This window comes from Halomonas sp. SL1, from assembly GCF_003030865.2.
GTDB lineage: Bacteria > Pseudomonadota > Gammaproteobacteria > Pseudomonadales > Halomonadaceae > Halomonas > Halomonas halophila.
The window spans coordinates 447,973-464,215 of sequence record NZ_PYUQ02000011.1; the positions used below are offsets into that span (position 1 = coordinate 447,973).

Below are 16,243 nucleotides of genomic sequence, written 5' to 3' on the forward strand. Positions count from 1 at the left end.
GAGATGAAGAAGACGCACCTGACCCGCACGCTGTTCGCCCCCGCCCTGCTCGCCGCCGCCATCGCGCCGCTGGCGTTCTCCGCCAGCGCCGGCCAGGGTGGGCCCCACGGACAGCCCCAGCCGGGCGGCTTCCACGCCGAGCAGCGCGAGGCACTGTTCGACCGCGCCGGCATCGATGCCGAGACCCGTGACGAGCTCGCCGAGGCCCAGCAGGCGCATCGCGAGGCCATCCAGGCACTGCGTCAGGACTATCGCGAGCAGATCGACGGGATCCTCGACGACGAGCAGCGCGCGGCCCTGGACGAGGCCCGCCAGCAGATCCGCCAGGAACATCGCACCGAGGCGCGGGAGGCGATCAAGGCCCGGGTCGATGCGGTGATCGACGGCTGGGACCTGGACGACGAGACCCGCCAGTCGCTGGACGAGCTGCACCACGCCTTCATGGATGATGCCCAAGCGCTGAAGGCCCAGTCGTTCGACTCGCGAGACGAACGCCGCCAGGCCTGGAAGGCGATGCGCGACCAGCACCATGATGCCCTGGCCGAGCTCCTGAGCGAGACCCAGATCGCCGAGCTGGAGCAGGCCATGCGCCCGCCCCATGACGGCCCGGGCCATCGCGGCGAGCGAGGCCATCACGGCAAGCCCGGCTCGCATGGCGGTCCCGAGCGGGCCGAGCAAGACGCCTATTAACGCTTAAATTTCATAAAGTTACAGCACACCACGCCCGGCCACTGGCCGGGCGTTTTCGTGTCCGAAAGCAAAAGAATACTTCGCCTTGCGATCCGTGCTGTTGCAGGCATCAGGGGATGTGCGTATTTTATTTGAACGTTCATTCAAAAAAAGAAGTCGCCCCTGCGACAGGAGTCATTTGCGAATGTCGGATTACACCGCCCATCCCGAGCGACGAGATCGCATCAATCGCACCGTCTTTCACGGCAGCGTGACAGGCATTCTGGTCTTCCTGGTGCTGACCATGACGTTCACCGAGGAGGCCGGCGCCTTTTTCGACGCCGCCCTGGCCTGGGTGAGCGACACCTTCGGCTGGTACTACATGCTGGCCGCCGTGGTCTATCTGGTCTTCGTGATCGCCATCGGCTGCTCACGCGTCGGCAACATCCGACTCGGCCCCGACCACGCCCGGCCCGAGTTCTCGCTGCTGTCCTGGGCCTCGATGCTGTTCGCCGCGGGCATCGGCATCGACCTGCTGTTCTTCTGCGTGGCCGAGCCGCTGTCGCACTATCTAACGCCGCCGGACATGGCGCCGGAGAGCGCCGCGGCCATGCGCGCCGCCGTGCCGCAGACCTTCCTTCACTGGGGCCTGTCCGGCTGGGGCATGTACGTGCTGATGGGCATGGCGCTGGCCTACTTCAGCTATCGCCATCGCCTGCCGCTGGCCATCCGCAGCGCCCTCTACCCGCTGCTCGGCAAGCGCATCAACGGCCCGATCGGCAATGCCGTGGACATCACCGCGGTGATCTCCACCGTGTTCGGCATCGCCACCAGCCTCGGCATCGGCGTGATGCAGCTGAACTACGGCCTGACCTTCATGTTCGGCGTGCCCGAGAGCCTGGCCACTCAGGTGGTGCTGATCGTGCTGGTGATGATCCTGGCCACCATCTCCGTGATCACCGGGGTCGAGAAGGGCATCCGCCGCCTGTCCGAGTTCAACATGGCGCTGGCCGTGGCGCTGCTGCTGTTCGTGCTGTTCGCCGGCAACACCCTGCACCTGCTCGATGCCATGGTGCTCAACGCCGGCGACTACCTGAGCAGCTTCGTCGGCAAGAGCTTCGACACCTACGCCTTCGCCGGCGAGGATGCCCAGCAGTGGAAAGGCTGGTGGACCATCTTCTTCTGGGGCTGGTGGATCGCCTGGACGCCCTTCGTCGGCCTGTTCCTGGCCCGCATCTCGCGCGGCCGCACCATCCGCGAATTCGTGCTCGGCGCCCTGCTGCTGCCGCTCGGCTTCATGATGGCCTGGATGTCGATCTTCGGTAACAGCGGCATCGAGATGGTCGCCAACCAGGGCCTCGTCGAACTCGGCGAGCAGGCGCTGAGCGCGCCGCAGACCACCATCTACACCTTCCTGGAACAGTATCCGTACATCGGCATCACCGCCTCGGTGGTGACCATCCTCGGCATCGTGTTCTTCGTCACCTCCGCCGACTCCGGCGCCCTGGTGCTGGCGAACTTCACCTCCATCCTGTCGGACGTGAACCACGACGCCCCGATCCGCCTGCGCGTGTTCTGGTCGGCCACCATCGGCCTGGTGACCGTGGCGCTGCTGATGGCCGGCGGCCTGTCGGCGCTGCAAAGCGCGGTGGTGATCACCGCCCTGCCCTTCTCGCTGGTGATCTTCGCCATCATGGCCGGCATGAGCCGCGCCCTGAAGCTGGAGTGCACCAAGGCCGACACCCGCCGCCAGATCGGCGCCACCGGCACCCACAGCGACTGGCGCGAGCGCCTCGACCGGGCGCTGGACACCTCCAACCGCGCCGGCGCCGCCGCCACCCTCGAGCACGCCATCCGGCCGGCCCTGCGCCAGTTCGCCGAGGAGCTGGAGAGCCGCGGCCAGACGGCCACGGTGACCGAGGAGGCCGTCGAGGGCGAGCCGCTGCGCCAGCTGACCCTGCAGGTGGACTTCGACGACGCCGCCAGCTTCGTCTACCAGGTCCGCGCCCACCGCCTACGCACCCCGAGCTTCCTGCCGGTGGACGACGACTACTACGTGCGCTTCGACGTCTACCTCAACGAGGGCGGGCTTGAGCAGGACCTCAACGGCTACACCCGGGCCCAGGTGATCCATAACGTGGTCACCGAGTACGAGCGCCATCTCTACTTCCTGGCCCGGGCCGGTCAGGACAACGCCAACGTCCAGGCGATGCCGGGCTCGGTGGGCGAACCGCCCCAGGACCTGAATCCGGCCTGAGTCTGACGCTCCGTGCCCTGGCGACGGCGACCCTCGGGTCGCCGTCGTCGTGTCCGGCCCGCCTATCGGTTCCTTGTCCCGCTCGATGCCCGAGGCATGCCCGACCGAGCATCGAAAGAAGGCGGGGCACGACTCACGTCGTGCCCCGCCTCGTTCTGTTGCCGCTTGCCGGGCCCTGGCTCGCCCACGGCCTACTGCATGTCGAGCACCACCCGGCCCTCGATGTTGCCGTCGATCATGCGCTGGAAGACGTCGTTGATGTTTTCCAGCCGGTCACCGTGGACGGTGGCCTTGACCTTGCCCTCGCCGGCGAAGTCCAGGGCCTCCTGCAGGTCCTGGCGGGTGCCGACGATGGAACCACGCACGGTGATGCCGTTGAGCACGGTATCGAAGATCGGCAGCGGGAAGTCGCCGGGCGGCAGGCCGTTGAGCGAGATGGTGCCGCCGCGGCGCACCATGCCCTGGGCCTGCTCGAAGGCCTTGGGCGAGACCGCGGTGACCAGCACGCCGTGGGCGCCGCCGATCTCGCGCTTCAGGTAGGCCGCCGGATCGGTGGTCAGGGCGTTGACCGTCACGCTGGCGCCCAGGCGTCTGGCCAGCGCCAGCTTGTCGTCGTCGATGTCCACCGCGGCGACGTTGAGCCCCATGGCCCGGGCGTACTGCACCGCCATGTGGCCGAGCCCGCCGATGCCCGAGATCACCACCCACTGGCCGGGGCGGGTGTCGGTCATCTTGAGGCCCTTGTAGACGGTGACCCCGGCGCACAGCACCGGCGCGATCTCGAGGAAGTCGACGTTGTCCGGCAGACGCCCCACGTAGCCGGCATCGGCCAGGGTGTAGTCGGCGAAGCCGCCGTTCACCGAGTAGCCGGTGTTCTGCTGCGATTCGCAGAGGGTCTCCCAGCCGCCCAGGCAGTGCTCGCAGTGGCCGCAGGCGGAATACAGCCAAGGCACGCCGACCCGGTCGCCTTCCCTGAGATGGGTCACGCCCTCACCCACCGCGGCCACGTGGCCGACGCCCTCGTGCCCCGGGATGAAGGGTGGCTCGGGCTTGACCGGCCAGTCGCCGTGGGCGGCGTGAAGATCGGTGTGGCAGACGCCGGAGGCGGCCACCTTGACCAGGATCTCGCCGCGCCCGGGCCGCGGCACCTCGACCTCCTCGAGACTCAGCGGCTCACCGAAGGCCCGCACCACGGCGGCTTGCATCGTGCTGTCCATGTGCTTTCTCCTCAACAACGGGTAGGGGAGCCCCGCCGCCGGAGGCGACGGAGCAGGCTGCGTCAGGGAGGGAATGCCCCGGGTTCGATGCCCGGGGTCGGGGCTTTCCGGGAATGACGGCGCCATGTCACTGGCACAGCGACACGTCAGTCTTTCCTAGAAGAAGCCGAGGGGATTGGTGTCATAGCTGACCAGCAGGTTCTTGGTCTGCTGGTAGTGCTCGAGGGCGACCTTGTGGGTCTCGCGGCCGACGCCGGACTTCTTGTAGCCGCCGAAGGCGGCGTGGGCCGGATACTGGTGGTAGCAGTTGGTCCACACCCGGCCGGCCTGGATGCCGCGGCCCATGCGGAAGGCGACGTTGATGTCGCGGCTCCAGACCCCGGCGCCGAGGCCGAACTCGGTGTCGTTGGCGATGGCCAGCGCCTCTTCCTCGTTCTTGAAGGTGGTCACCGCCACCACCGGGCCGAAGATCTCCTCCTGGAAGACGCGCATCTTGTTGTGGCCCTTGAGCAGGGTCGGCTGGATGTAATAGCCGCTGTCATAGGCCGGATCGAAGTGCTCCTTGTCGCCGCCGGTCAGGAACTCGGCGCCCTCCTCGCGGGCCACCTCCATGTACGACATGATCTTGTCGAACTGCTCCTGGGAGGCCTGGGCGCCGACCTTGACGTCGGTGTCCAGCGGGTTGCCGCGAGTGATGGTCGCGACCTTCTCCATCACCTTGGCCATGAAGGCGTCGTAGATGTCTTCCTGGATCAGCGCCCGCGACGGGCAGGTGCACACCTCGCCCTGGTTGAAGAAGGCCAGCACCAGGCCCTCGGCGGCCTTGTCGATGAACTCGGGCTCGGCGTCCATGATGTCGGCGAAGTAGATGTTCGGCGACTTGCCGCCCAGCTCCACGGTGGAGGGAATGATGTTCTCGGCGGCGCACTTGAGGATGTGCGAGCCCACCGGGGTCGAGCCGGTGAAGGCGATCTTGGCGATCCGGGTGCTGGTGGCCAGCGCCTGGCCGGCCTCGGCGCCGTAGCCGTTGACGACGTTGACCACGCCCGGCGGCAGCAGGTCGCCGATCAGCTCCATCAGCTTGAGGATCGAGGCCGGGGTCTGCTCGGCGGGCTTGAGCACCACGCAGTTGCCCGCGGCCAGCGCCGGCGCCAGCTTCCACACCGCCATCAGGATCGGGAAGTTCCAGGGAATGATCTGCCCCACCACGCCCAGCGGCTCGTGGAAGTGATAGGCCACGGTATTGGCGTCGATGTCCGCCGCGGTGCCTTCCTGGGCGCGGATGCAGCCGGCGAAGTAGCGGAAGTGGTCCACCGCCAGCGGCAGGTCGGCGTTCAGGGTCTCGCGCACTGCCTTGCCGTTGTCCCAGGTCTCGGCCACGGCCAGCAGCTCGAGGTTCTGCTCGATGCGGTCGGCGATCCTCAGCAGGATATTGCCGCGCTCGGCGGCCGAGGTCTTGCCCCAGGCCGGTGCCGCGGCGTGGGCGGCGTCCAGCGCCTTGTCGATGTCCTCGGCGGTGGAACGGGGAATCTCGCAGAACGGCTTGCCGTTGACCGGGCTGACGTTGTCGAAATACTGGCCCTTGACCGGCGGCACGAACTCGCCGCCGATGTAGTTGCCGTAGCGCGCGTCGAAGCTCACCGCGGACTCGGGGCTTCCGGGGTTGGCGTAGATCATGGCGTGTCTCCCGCTGTTGTGGTTATGTGACTGCCACCCCAGTCTTGGCCAGCCCCGACGTCTAGGACATACTGCGATGGCAGGAGAACGCCTCCTCCTTCGGTAGGAGGGCCCAGGGAAAGACGGACCGGCACCCGAGCGTTCCAAGGAGTCCCCCATGAACACCCTGATGGTGGCCGACGACCACCCACTGTTTCGCGAGGCGATCGGCGCGGCGATCCGTGCCGGCCTGCCCAACTGCCGGCTGCTCGAGGCCGGCAGCCTCGAGGATGCCCTGAAGGGCATCGCCGAGGAGAGCGAAGAGCTCGACCTGCTGCTGCTCGACCTAGGGCTGCCCGATGCCGCCGGGCTGGCCGGGCTCGAGCGGCTGCGCGAGGCCTGTCCGGCGCTGCCGGTGGTGGTGGTCTCCGCCGAGCGCGAACGCAACCTGATCCTCGAGTCCATCGCCCTGGGCGCGGTGGGCTACATTCCCAAGTCGACGCCGCGCCGCGCGATGCTCGAGGCGCTGCGCCAGGTGCTGAGCGGCCAGATCTACCTGCCCCCGGACATCATGCGCCGTCCGCCTTCGCCCACGCTGGAGGATCATGCCTCGTTCGCCGCGCCCCCCACCCCGGAGGCGCCCTCGCCGCTGGACGCCCTCACCGACAAGCAGCTCGAGGTGCTCGCCCGCCTGGTGCGGGGCGACGCCAACAAGGTGATCGCCCGGGATCTCGACATCGCCGAGACCACGGTCAAGACGCATGTCTCGGCGATCCTGCGCAAGCTCAACGTCGGCAGCCGGGTCCAGGCCATCCTGGCCGCCGACCAGGGTGAGCTGGCCGCCCGGCTGGCACGCCTGTCGCCCACGACGCCACAGCACGACTAGGCGCCGCCCGCCTCCAGCCGATGGGCGATCAACAGCCTCAGCCGCAGCGGCTTCACCGGCTTGAGCAGGCAGTCGTAGCCGCGCTCCCGGGCCCGCTGCGTGAGCTCGCCATCCTGATGAGCGGAGATCACCACCACGCCGAGCCCGGGGTGGCGTCGGCGCAGCCGGTCCGCCACGCTGAGCCCGTCCGGGTCGCCTGGCGCCAGCTGGTAGTCGACCAGCAGCAGGTCGGCGCGCTCGCGCCGGCCGGCGGCCTCCAGCGCCGCCGGCGTGGCCGCGCAGCGCACCCGACAGCCCCAGCCCTCCAGCAGCGCCGCCATGCCCTCGAGGATCGCCGGGTCGTCGTCGAGCACCCAGATCCGCGCGCCGGACAGATCGTGCATGCCCGGCGGCACCTCCGCCGTCGGCGCCTCCTCGCGCCGGCCATAGGGCACCCGGATCGAGAACAGCGCCCCGCGCCCCGGCCGCGAGGCCAGATGCAGCGGGTGATCGAGCATGGCGGCGATGCGGTCGACGATGGCGAGCCCCAGCCCCAGGCCGCGATCGCCCTCGGCCGGCTCGCTCACGGCGCGACGGAACTCGAGGAAGATCGCCTGCTGCTGGGCCTCGTCGATACCGGGCCCGGTATCGCCGACCAGGATCTCGAGCCCGTCGCGGCGGCGCCGGCAGCCCAGCAGCAGCCGGCCGTGCTCGGTGTAGCGCACCGCGTTGGTCAGGAAGTTGCGCACCACCCGGGCGAGCAGCGCCAGGTCGGAGCTGACCACGGCCTCGCTGGGCACGTAGCGGAAGTCGAGCCCCCGGGCACCGGCCAGCTGGCGGAACTCCTCGGCGATGACGTCGAGCAGCTCGGCCACCGGGAAGGTCGCGATATCCGGCGTCAGCACGCCCGCGTCCAGCCGCGAGATGTCCACCAGGGTGCCGAGCAACGCCTCGACGTCCTTGAGCGAACGGCCGATATGGCCGACCTGGCGCGCCGCCGCCTCGGGCAGGGCCTGGTCCTCCAGGGCGCTGGCGAACAGGCGGGCGGCGTTGAGCGGCTGCAGCAGGTCGTGGCTCACGGCGGCCAGGAAACGGGTCTTGGAACGATTGGCCGCCTCGGCCTCGGCCCGGGCCTCCTCCAGCGCCTCGAGGGTGCGATGCAGGCTGTCGGTGCGCTCGCGCACCTGCTCGGCGAGCAGCACGGCGTGTTCGAAGGCGCCGTAGGGCGCACCGTCGGCCATGCCGGCGGATTCCACCCGCTCGATCAGCGCGCCGCAGATGCGCCGCAGTCGCGCGTTCTCCTCCACCAGCGCGCGTTCGCGCTCGGTGGCGGGCTCGATGTCCGCTCGCTCAGTCCCGAGATCCAATCGCCACCCCCGTGAAGGTCTGGTTGATGTGCCGTCCCTGGTGCTGCTCGCCGTAGGTGTTGAAGCCCACCACCCGTGCCTCGGCCAGCCGACGCGAGGCCTCCTCCATCCGCCCCTGGGCCTCCAGCTCCAGGCGCCGCAGGAAGCAGTCGCAGCCGAGGATCAGCGCCGGCGGCCCGAGGCGTCGCTCCAGCCCCTCCAGCATTCCGGAAAGCTCCTCGAGAAGCGGCGCCGGCTCCATGGCGGTCAGCACGATGCCGTTCTCCACCGCACAGTAGAAGCGCAGGCCGCCGTCGTCGTCGACCCGCTGGATCGAGCGCACGTAGTGGGCCTCGCCGATGCGCACCGCCAGCGGATGGTGGGCGAAGACCCCGGGGTCGAGCTCGGTGACCGAACGCCCCACCAGGCGGGCATACTCCTCGGCGGCGGGCGCGGCATTGAGCTCCAGCACCCGCCGCCGCTCCCGGTCCACCGCGGTGACCACCAGCTTCTCGCGGCGTGGCCGCAGATGATGGGTGGTGAAGACCTCGAAGGGCCGGCGGCTGGCGATCATCACCACCACCGCCGAGGCATCATGGAAGCCGCCATCGGCATAGACGTAGGTCTGACTCAGACGGTTGTCGTCGCCGGCGGAGCCGCCGAAGTTCGGGATGCCGCCGAGCGCGGCCTCGAGGGTCGACAGCACCTGCTCCTCGCGGCTGGAGAGGCCATCGAGCAGGGTCAGCACGAAGGGACGAACGTCGTCGCCGGGCGCCCGGCGACGACAGTCGGCGAGCAGGCCGTCGACCATCCGCTGCGCCTGGGGCAGCGCGAAGGCGTCGAGGTCAGCGACCCGCGCGCAGGCGATGGCGAACTCGAGCCGGTCGAAGCCGATGGCCACGATGCAGCCGCGGCCGTAGCCCACGGGAGTGATCTCGCCGGCCGTGGTGCAGCCGGCCAGGGGCACAGGGGCGAAGGCACGCTCCAGGGCTTCGCCGAGTGCCGCCAGCGGATAGTCGGCGCTGCAGAAGAACAGCACGAAGCCGAGCGCTGGCCCGGCCAGCGCCTCGGACAGCTCGGCGGCGGCCCGTTCGGGGTCGAGGCTGTCGCTGGCGGCCGTGCGCGGCGAGGCGGGCCGGTGGGAAGAAGCGGGAGAGGCGGAAGCAGCGGGCATGGCGACCTCGCGAGACGACGATCTGCGCAGTGTAGGCGGCGGCCGGCCACGGCCACAACGCCCCGCGTCCGATGCCAGGCTCAGGGAGCGGCGGTCTCGCCCTCCAACGCCGCCAGGGCCTCGTCCAGCCGCCGGCGCAGGGCGGCCAGGGTCGCCTCCTCGCCGGCCAGGGCATCGTCCCGGGCGGCATGCTCCAGCCGGGCGGCCAGCGCGGCCACCCGTACCGCCCCGAGGGTGGCGGACTCGCCCTTGAGCTGATGCGCCAGGCGCTGCACGTCCTCGGCCTGGTACGCGGCGAAGGCGGCGTCCAGCGACGCGAGATGCCCCTCGGCTTCCTGGCGATAGCGCGCCACCAGCGCCACCATCGCCTCGGCGTCGAGACTCTCGCGCAGCGCCGCCATCGCCTCGTCGTCCAGCGTCGGCTCCGCCGCCGTCACGGGCTCGCCGGAGAGCGTCGGCGAGGCCGGTCGTGCCAGCGTCTCCCGACATGCCAGATGGCGATGCAGCACCTTGAGCAGCGAGGCCTGCAACAGCGGCTTGGCCAGATAGCCGTTCATGCCCGCCGCCAGGCAGCGCGCCTGATCGCCCAGCGGCCCGCCCGCGGTCATCGCCACGATCGGCATGTCGGCCAGCCAGCCGCCCCGTGAGCGGATGCGCCGGGTCACCTCGAGGCCGTCCATGTCCGGCATCTGCACGTCCATGAACACCAGATCGAAGCGCTCCTGGGCGACGCTCGCCAGGGCCTCGGCGCCGGAGCTCGCCAGGCTGGCGCGACACCCAAGCTTGGTGAGCATGGCCAGCGCCACCTGCTGGTTGACCGGATTGTCCTCGACCACCAGCAGGCGGGCGTCGTGCAGGGCGGGGCTGTCCAAGGCCAGCGCGGTCGTCGAGGCCTCTGCCGGGGCCGCCGCCTCGAGCAACGGCACCCGGAACCAGCAGCGGCTGCCCTCGCCGGGCCGGCTTTCCATGCCGATCTCGCCGCCTAGCGCCTCCACCAGTCGCTTGCTGATCGCCAGCCCCAGGCCGCTGCCGCCGAAGCGACGCGCCGTGCCGGGATCGCCCTGGCGGAAGGGTTCGAACAGTCGGGAGCGCTGATCGGCGGTGATGCCACAGCCGGTATCGATCACCGCGAAGCACAGCTCCCCTTCGCCGTCGCGCTCCACCTCGACGCGAACCGTCCCCTCGTCGGTGAACTTCAAGGCGTTGGACAGCAGGTTCAGCAGCACCTGACGCAGCCGGCCGGGGTCGCTGATGACATGGGCCGGCAGCGTCGGATCGAGGATTCGCTCGAGCCGCAGGCCACGGGCCTCGGCGTGGGGGCGAAACAGCGATACCGCGCCATCGACGAGCTCGGACACATTCAGGGTGCGATGCTCGAGCTCCAGGCGACCGGCCTCGATCTTGGAGAAGTCGAGGATATCGTTGATCAGTTCCATCAGGCGGCTGGCGCTCTCATGGATGGTGTCGGCGTAATGACGGGCCCGCTCGGGCAGGGACTGCTCCACCAGCAGGTCGCTCATGCCGATCACGCCGTTGAGCGGCGTGCGGATCTCGTGGCTGACGGTGGCGAGGAACTCGGACTTGGCCTGACTGGCCGACTCGGCGCGACGCGCCGTGGTCTCCAGCTCGCGGCTGAGCGATTCCAGGGCGCGACGCGCGGCGGCGTTGTCACGGGCCTCGCGAATCAGGAAGGTCACCACCAGCATGGCCGCCACGCTCATGCCCAGGATCAGCGCCAGCAACAGGCCATAGAGCCACTGCAGGCGATCACGCTCGTGGGTCGAGACGCTCGCCAGATGCCCGTTGATGGTGATGATCAACCGCTCGGCCGGCCGGCTGATCCTGCCCAGGCGCTCGATCATGTCCTGGCGGGCGACCGGGGTCAGGGTATCGAGCCCCTGCAGCCGCCTGTCCAGCGCTTGCAGCTGCTGCTCGATCTCGTCGACCAGCGACTCGGAGCCGGGCACCCGATCGATGAGATCGGCGATCTTGCCGCCACGCAGCAGCGTCAGCCGGCTGTAAAGAAGCTCGAAGCGCAACCGCGCCTCGTCGAGGGCCTCGGGGGCCGCCTCGCTCATGGCCAGGTAGCTGCGCAGCTCGACGGCGTCACGGTCGAGCTTGTAGGCGTGCCAGACGGTATCGCCGCCGACCCGCCAGACCAGGCTGTCCTGGCGCCAGGCGACCAGTCCGACCAGCAGGATGGCGGCGACGAACAGCAGCAGGGCCGCGACGACGCCGAGCTTCAGGCGCAGCGGAGAATGGCGCACCGGGCGGCTCCTCGTCGGTCAGTGGATCTCGATGCGCACGACCTGCCACACCGAGCGAAAGCGGGTTTCCTCATTGAGCAGGTGGGGGCGTTCGTCGAAGGGATAGAGCACGAACAGGGGGCCGAAGCGGCGGATCGGCATGGGCTCCCCGTCGCGCGTCATCGCCAGGATGACGCCGTAGCGGGTGAAGTCGCCGAGCGGCACCTCGGCCTCGAAGCCGTTCAGCGCCATCACCCTGGCCTGGTCGCCCCGTGCGCCCACCGCCTCGAATATCGCCTCGCCCAGCGGGCCTTCGTAGCGGGCCGACGCCTCGTGCCAGGGGGTGTGAGTCTCGATGATACGGGACGGCAGGGCCTCGAGCATGGCGCGATCGAAGCGCGCCTTGCCCTCGCCGTTGGTGCGCGTGATGTCGCCGCTGACGGTCAGCATCACGCGCCCCTCGGGCTCGGGCAGGGGCTCGGCGGCGGTCGCCGCCAGGCACCAGGGCAGGACCAGGATCAAGGGCAGCAGGCGTCGAAGGCGCATGTCGGGGCTCCGGATTGGCAGTCTCGGCGCCAAGATTACGCGAATCCCGCCACGCCGTCAGGCACGGCAGCGGAAGCGCGCGCCTGCGGCTCAGGCCCGCGTATCCCCCTCGTCGGTATCGATGCGCACCAGGTCCTCATAGGCGTGCCAGCTGGCATGGCCGAGCACCGGCAGGATCAGCGCCAGGCCGATATAGAAGGTGGCCACCCCGACCATCACGCACCCGGTGATGATGGCGGCCCACAGCATCATCGGGCGCAGGTTGCCGGCCACCGCCCGGATGCTGGCCTCGATGCCCTCCATGAAGGTCAGGTCCTGGTCCATCAGGGTCGGAATGGCCACCACGCTGATGGCGAAGGCGCCGAAGGCCAGCAGCGCCCCGACCGCCGTCCCCACGGCCAGCATGCCGAGCCCTTCCACCGTGGTCAGCAGCGTCGCGTAGAGAGTCGCCGGGTCCGGGGCGCCGAGGCCGAAGAACAGCGCGAACAGCAGGGTGGCGAGGCGGATCCAGGCGAGAAAGAAGATCATCATCATCACGCCCATCATCGCCAGCGAGCCGACATGGCCGGTCCAGGCACCGAAGGCGTCGCCGAGGGTCGGCTCGCGCCCGGCTTCCAGCGCCCGGCTGATGCCGTAGGAGCCTACCGCCACCAGCGGACCGAGGAACATGAAACCGGCGATCAGCGGCAGCAGCCAGTGCCACAGCCCCAGCACGAAGGCCCCCGCGGTGATGGCGAGGCTCAGCCCCACCCAGAACAGCCCGTAGGCCAGGCTCACCGTCGTGGCACGCCGGAAGTCGGCGAACCCTTCGGCCAGCCAGATTCGAGGCTTGTCCATGCCGATCGGACGAATGCGGATTCGCACCTGAGAACCGTCCTTACCGCCGCTCTTCGTGGCTGCTGCACACATGGTGACACCCCCGTTTGCCGACGCTGGAGTCCCGGATTTGCCGGGTCGAGCAGGCGACCGCCGTCGCCCCTTCGGCCCGGCATCGCCGCCTGTCACTGGTTACTCTAGTCGTTCCCCCGCCACCCCGCCGTGATCCGGATCATTCCCGCCGACACGACGACGCCCACGCCCCCGGGTGGGGACGTGGGCGTCGCGGAACGCGGAACGCGCCTCAGCGCACGATCATCACCGACATCTTGCTGTGATGCACCACATGCTCGGCGTTGGGACCGAGCACGTAATCGGCGAACTTGCGCTTGTTGTGGGAGGCCATCACGATCAGGTCGATGTCGAGCTTCTTGGCGGCCTTGATGATCGCCTCCCAGGGCGAGCCATCGACGATCACGCTCTGCACCTGGACGTTGTCCGGCACGTGCTGCTGGATGAACTCGTGCTGTGCCTTGGTCACTTCCTGGTGAGCCTTGGCGGCGAAGTCCTCGGGGAAATAGGCCCCCACCAGCGGCATGCGGTAGTCCGGCATCACCGTCACCACGTGCAGCGAGGCACCGAAGCTCTTGCACAGTGCCAGCGCCGTGGGCAGCGCCTTGCTCCAGGAGGCCTCCTCGTTGAGGTCCACCGGCAACAGGATCTTGCTATACATGGGTCACCTCCATCAGGCCGAGATCGGCTTGCCACCGCGATCGCGGCGCCGCCGCTGAAGCATCACCACCAGGGCCAGCACCAGGAAGGCGGGAATCCACATCCACTCCTTGGTCCAGCGATCCACCGGCGCCTGCACCTGGATGATTTCCTGGTCGAAGTCGAAGCCGAGCTTCGCCGCCTCGCTGCCGTAGGTGACCATGTCGACCATGGCACGATCGTCCTCGACATTGAGCATCAGCCCCAGGTTCGACAGGCGATCCTCGCCGGTCTCGCCGTCCGGCACCGGCAGCGTCATGTAGGTGGTCATCGGATCGCCGTAAGCGTCCAGGCCGCTGATCTGCAGGCGCAGCGAGGAGTCGGGGTCGGCGTTGCCCAGCGCCTCGACGAACTGCGCCGGCGGCACGTCCTGGTAGGGATCATGGATCATGTCCATCCAGAAGCCCGGGCGGAACAGCGTGAAGGCCACCAGCAGCAGCAGCAGCGACTCGTACCAGCGATTGCGGGCGATCATGAAGCCCTGGGTCGCCGCCGCGAAGATCAGCATCGCCACCGTCGCCACCACGAAGATCAGGATGCCCTGCAACAGCGAGACATCGATCAGCAGCAGGTCGGTGTTGAAGATGAACAGGAACGGCAGCGCCGCGGTGCGCAGGCTGTAGTAGAACGCCTGGAAGCCGGTACGGATCGGGTCGCCCCCGGAGACCGCCGCCGCGGCGAACGAGGCCAGTCCCACCGGCGGCGTCACGTCGGCCATGATGCCGAAGTAGAACACGAACAGGTGCACCGCGATCAGCGGCACCAGCAGGCCGTTCTGCTCGCCGAGCTGGACGATCACCGGCGCCAGCAGCGCCGACACCACGATGTAGTTGGCCGTGGTGGGCAGGCCCATGCCGAGGATCAGGCTGAGCACCGCGGTGAGCAGCAGGATCAGCAGCAGGTTGCCCATGGAGAGGATCTCCACCACATCGGCCAGTACCAGGCCCACGCCGGTCTGGGACACGGCGCCGACGATGATGCCCGCCGTGGCGGTGGCGATGCCGATGCCGATCATGTTGCGGGCACCGGTGACCAGGCCGTCCCAGAGGTCGTGGAAGCCTTCGCGCACGTCCGCCGCCAGGTTGCTGCGGTGACGGAACATGGCCGTGATCGGGCGCTGGGTGATCATGATGAAGACCATGAACACCGTGGCCCAGAAGGCCGACAGCCCAGGCGACAGGCGTTCCACCATCAGGCACCAGATCAGCACGATCACCGGCAGGATGTACTGCAGGCCGACCATCACCGTGGGGCGGGTCTGGGGCAGCTTGTAGACCGGCTCGTCGGGGTCATCGAGTTCCAGCTCCGGATAGCCCGAGGCCAGCTTGAGCAGGCTCACGTAGACCGCGGCCAGCACCACGGCGACCACCCAGGGCGTGGCATCGCCGAGCACCGGCTTGAGCCAGCCGAGGCCGTAGTAGACCACCAGGGCGGTGATCATCATCAGCAGCAGCCCGGCCAGGAAACCCACCGCCTTGCGCACCAGCGGCTTCGGCGGATTGCTGCTCTCGAGGCCCTGCATGTTGGCCTTGAGGGCCTCCAGGTGGACGATATAGACCAGCGCGATATAGGAAATCAGCGCCGGCAGGAAGGCATGCTTGATCACCTCCACGTAGGAGATGCCGACATACTCGACCATCAGGAAGGCCGCGGCGCCCATCACCGGCGGCATGATCTGGCCGTTGACCGAGGAGGCCACCTCCACGGCGCCGGCCTTCTCGGCCGGGAAGCCGACGCGCTTCATCATCGGCACGGTGAAGGTACCGGTGGTCACCACGTTGGCGATCGAGGAGCCGGAGATCAGGCCGGTCATGCCGGAGGCCACCACGGCGGCCTTGGCCGGACCGCCGCGATAGTGGCCGAGCAGCGAGAAGGCGACCTTGATGAAATAGTTGCCGGCCCCGGCCTTGTCGAGCAGGGCACCGAACAGCACGAACAGGAACACGAAGCTGGTCGACACGCCCAGGGCGATGCCGAACACCCCCTGGGTGGTCAGCCACTGGTGGTTGACCAGCCCGTTGAGGCTGACCCCGCCGTGGGCGAGGATGCCCGGCATCCAGGGCCCGGCCAGGCTGTAGACGAGGAACACCAGGGCCACGATCATCAGCGGCGGCCCCAGGGCACGGCGCGTCGCCTCGAGCAGCAGCACGATGCCGATCACGCCGACGATCACGTCCTGGGTGATCGGCGCGCCGGGGCGCTGGGCCAGCTGTTCGTAGAACATGAACATGTAGGCGCCGCAGAACGCCGCGGCGAAGGCCAGGCCCCAGTCCAGCAGCGGGATGCGATCCCGCGGCGAGCGCTTGAGGGCCGGATAGGCCATGTAGGCCAGGAACAGCGCGAAGGCCAGGTGGATGGAGCGCGCCTCGGTGGCGTTGAAGACACCGAATCCCAGCACAAAGGGGATCGGCGAGGCGATCCACAGCTGGAACAGCGACCAGACCGCGGCGATGCTCACCAGCAGCTTGCCCGGCGTTCCCGCCGGCTTGCGCGCCCCCGAGTCGCTGGAGGCGACCATGTCCTCCAGATCGACCTCGGCGCCCGGCGCCCTTGTCTTGTCGTCAGTCATAAGCGTGCCCTGGTTGGTTAAGATGACACATGGCGTGCTCGACGCTCTCTTTCACTCTTTTTTCGGAATCACAAACGCAATGCGCGGCCCTCGGCGAGGGCCGCGCATGCT

At 68.9% G+C, this 16,243-nt stretch carries 12 protein-coding genes; 3 read left to right on the plus strand and 9 right to left on the minus strand.

Features of this window, described 5'->3' with window-relative positions; translation table 11 throughout:
• Window positions 1–3: 3 nt before the first annotated feature.
• Window positions 4–690: a hypothetical protein gene (locus C9J49_RS06110; RefSeq protein WP_107182195.1), complete on the plus strand. Its 687-nt coding sequence runs from the start codon at window positions 4–6 to the stop codon at window positions 688–690.
• A gap of 184 nt (window positions 691–874) precedes the next feature.
• A complete protein-coding gene (gene betT / locus C9J49_RS06115; RefSeq protein ID WP_046079308.1) occupies window positions 875–2,926 on the plus strand; it encodes a choline BCCT transporter BetT in 2,052 nt (683 codons plus the stop codon).
• A gap of 191 nt (window positions 2,927–3,117) precedes the next feature.
• On the opposite strand, the gene adhP is transcribed toward betT, so the two are convergent.
• Entirely contained in the window at window positions 3,118–4,143 is a 1,026-nt protein-coding gene (adhP, locus tag C9J49_RS06120) for an alcohol dehydrogenase AdhP (protein WP_173834944.1), read from the minus strand.
• Window positions 4,144–4,299: 156 nt separating this feature from the next.
• On the minus strand, window positions 4,300–5,820 hold the full coding sequence (locus tag C9J49_RS06125; protein ID WP_046079309.1) for an aldehyde dehydrogenase family protein: 1,521 nt from the start codon (window positions 5,818–5,820) through the stop codon (window positions 4,300–4,302).
• A gap of 157 nt (window positions 5,821–5,977) precedes the next feature.
• Here C9J49_RS06125 and C9J49_RS06130 point away from each other — a divergent pair, with 157 nt between their 5' ends.
• Complete coding sequence (locus tag C9J49_RS06130; protein WP_046079310.1) at window positions 5,978–6,685, plus strand: response regulator transcription factor; 708 nt, start codon at window positions 5,978–5,980, stop codon at window positions 6,683–6,685.
• Here C9J49_RS06130 and C9J49_RS06135 read toward each other — a convergent pair.
• The 7 genes from C9J49_RS06135 to C9J49_RS06165 form a co-directional block, all read right to left on the minus strand.
• The gene (locus C9J49_RS06135; RefSeq protein WP_107182194.1) at window positions 6,682–8,031 is read right to left on the minus strand and encodes a hybrid sensor histidine kinase/response regulator; all 1,350 of its coding nucleotides are present in this window, start codon (window positions 8,029–8,031) and stop codon (window positions 6,682–6,684) included. The two genes, C9J49_RS06130 and C9J49_RS06135, sit on opposite strands and share 4 nt — an antisense overlap.
• Window positions 8,015–9,184, minus strand: a complete 1,170-nt coding sequence (gene nosP, locus C9J49_RS06140) for a nitric oxide-sensing protein NosP (protein WP_107182193.1) — start codon at window positions 9,182–9,184, stop codon at window positions 8,015–8,017. Before nosP ends, C9J49_RS06135 begins: the two co-directional genes overlap by 17 nt.
• Before the next feature lie 80 nt (window positions 9,185–9,264).
• Entirely contained in the window at window positions 9,265–11,451 is a 2,187-nt protein-coding gene (locus tag C9J49_RS06145; RefSeq protein ID WP_046079313.1) for an ATP-binding protein, read from the minus strand.
• Window positions 11,452–11,469: 18 nt separating this feature from the next.
• Window positions 11,470–11,976, minus strand: a complete 507-nt coding sequence (locus C9J49_RS06150; protein ID WP_107182192.1) for an oxidoreductase — start codon at window positions 11,974–11,976, stop codon at window positions 11,470–11,472.
• Window positions 11,977–12,066: 90 nt separating this feature from the next.
• Window positions 12,067–12,885 (minus strand): DUF2189 domain-containing protein, encoded by an 819-nt coding sequence (locus tag C9J49_RS06155; protein ID WP_035594908.1) that lies wholly within the window; start codon window positions 12,883–12,885, stop codon window positions 12,067–12,069.
• 211 nt (window positions 12,886–13,096) lie between these two features.
• Window positions 13,097–13,525: a universal stress protein gene (locus C9J49_RS06160; protein ID WP_046079314.1), complete on the minus strand. Its 429-nt coding sequence runs from the start codon at window positions 13,523–13,525 to the stop codon at window positions 13,097–13,099.
• Window positions 13,526–13,537: 12 nt separating this feature from the next.
• A complete protein-coding gene (locus C9J49_RS06165; protein ID WP_046079315.1) occupies window positions 13,538–16,132 on the minus strand; it encodes a TRAP transporter permease in 2,595 nt (864 codons plus the stop codon).
• Window positions 16,133–16,243 lie beyond the last annotated feature (111 nt).

Bases quoted from the DNA above. Each gene is read 5' to 3' on its own strand.
- C9J49_RS06125 (WP_046079309.1), bottom strand. From the start codon at position 5,820: ATGATCTACGCCAACCCCGGAAGCCCCGAGTCCGCGGTGAGCTTCGAC.
- C9J49_RS06150 (WP_107182192.1), bottom strand. From the start codon at position 11,976: ATGCGCCTTCGACGCCTGCTGCCCTTGATCCTGGTCCTGCCCTGGTGC.
- C9J49_RS06110 (WP_107182195.1), top strand. From the start codon at position 4: ATGAAGAAGACGCACCTGACCCGCACGCTGTTCGCCCCCGCCCTGCTC.
- adhP (WP_173834944.1), bottom strand. From the start codon at position 4,143: ATGGACAGCACGATGCAAGCCGCCGTGGTGCGGGCCTTCGGTGAGCCG.
- C9J49_RS06130 (WP_046079310.1), top strand. From the start codon at position 5,978: ATGAACACCCTGATGGTGGCCGACGACCACCCACTGTTTCGCGAGGCG.
- C9J49_RS06165 (WP_046079315.1), bottom strand. From the start codon at position 16,132: ATGACTGACGACAAGACAAGGGCGCCGGGCGCCGAGGTCGATCTGGAG.
- C9J49_RS06160 (WP_046079314.1), bottom strand. From the start codon at position 13,525: ATGTATAGCAAGATCCTGTTGCCGGTGGACCTCAACGAGGAGGCCTCC.
- betT (WP_046079308.1), top strand. From the start codon at position 875: ATGTCGGATTACACCGCCCATCCCGAGCGACGAGATCGCATCAATCGC.
- nosP (WP_107182193.1), bottom strand. From the start codon at position 9,184: ATGCCCGCTGCTTCCGCCTCTCCCGCTTCTTCCCACCGGCCCGCCTCG.
- C9J49_RS06155 (WP_035594908.1), bottom strand. From the start codon at position 12,885: ATGTGTGCAGCAGCCACGAAGAGCGGCGGTAAGGACGGTTCTCAGGTG.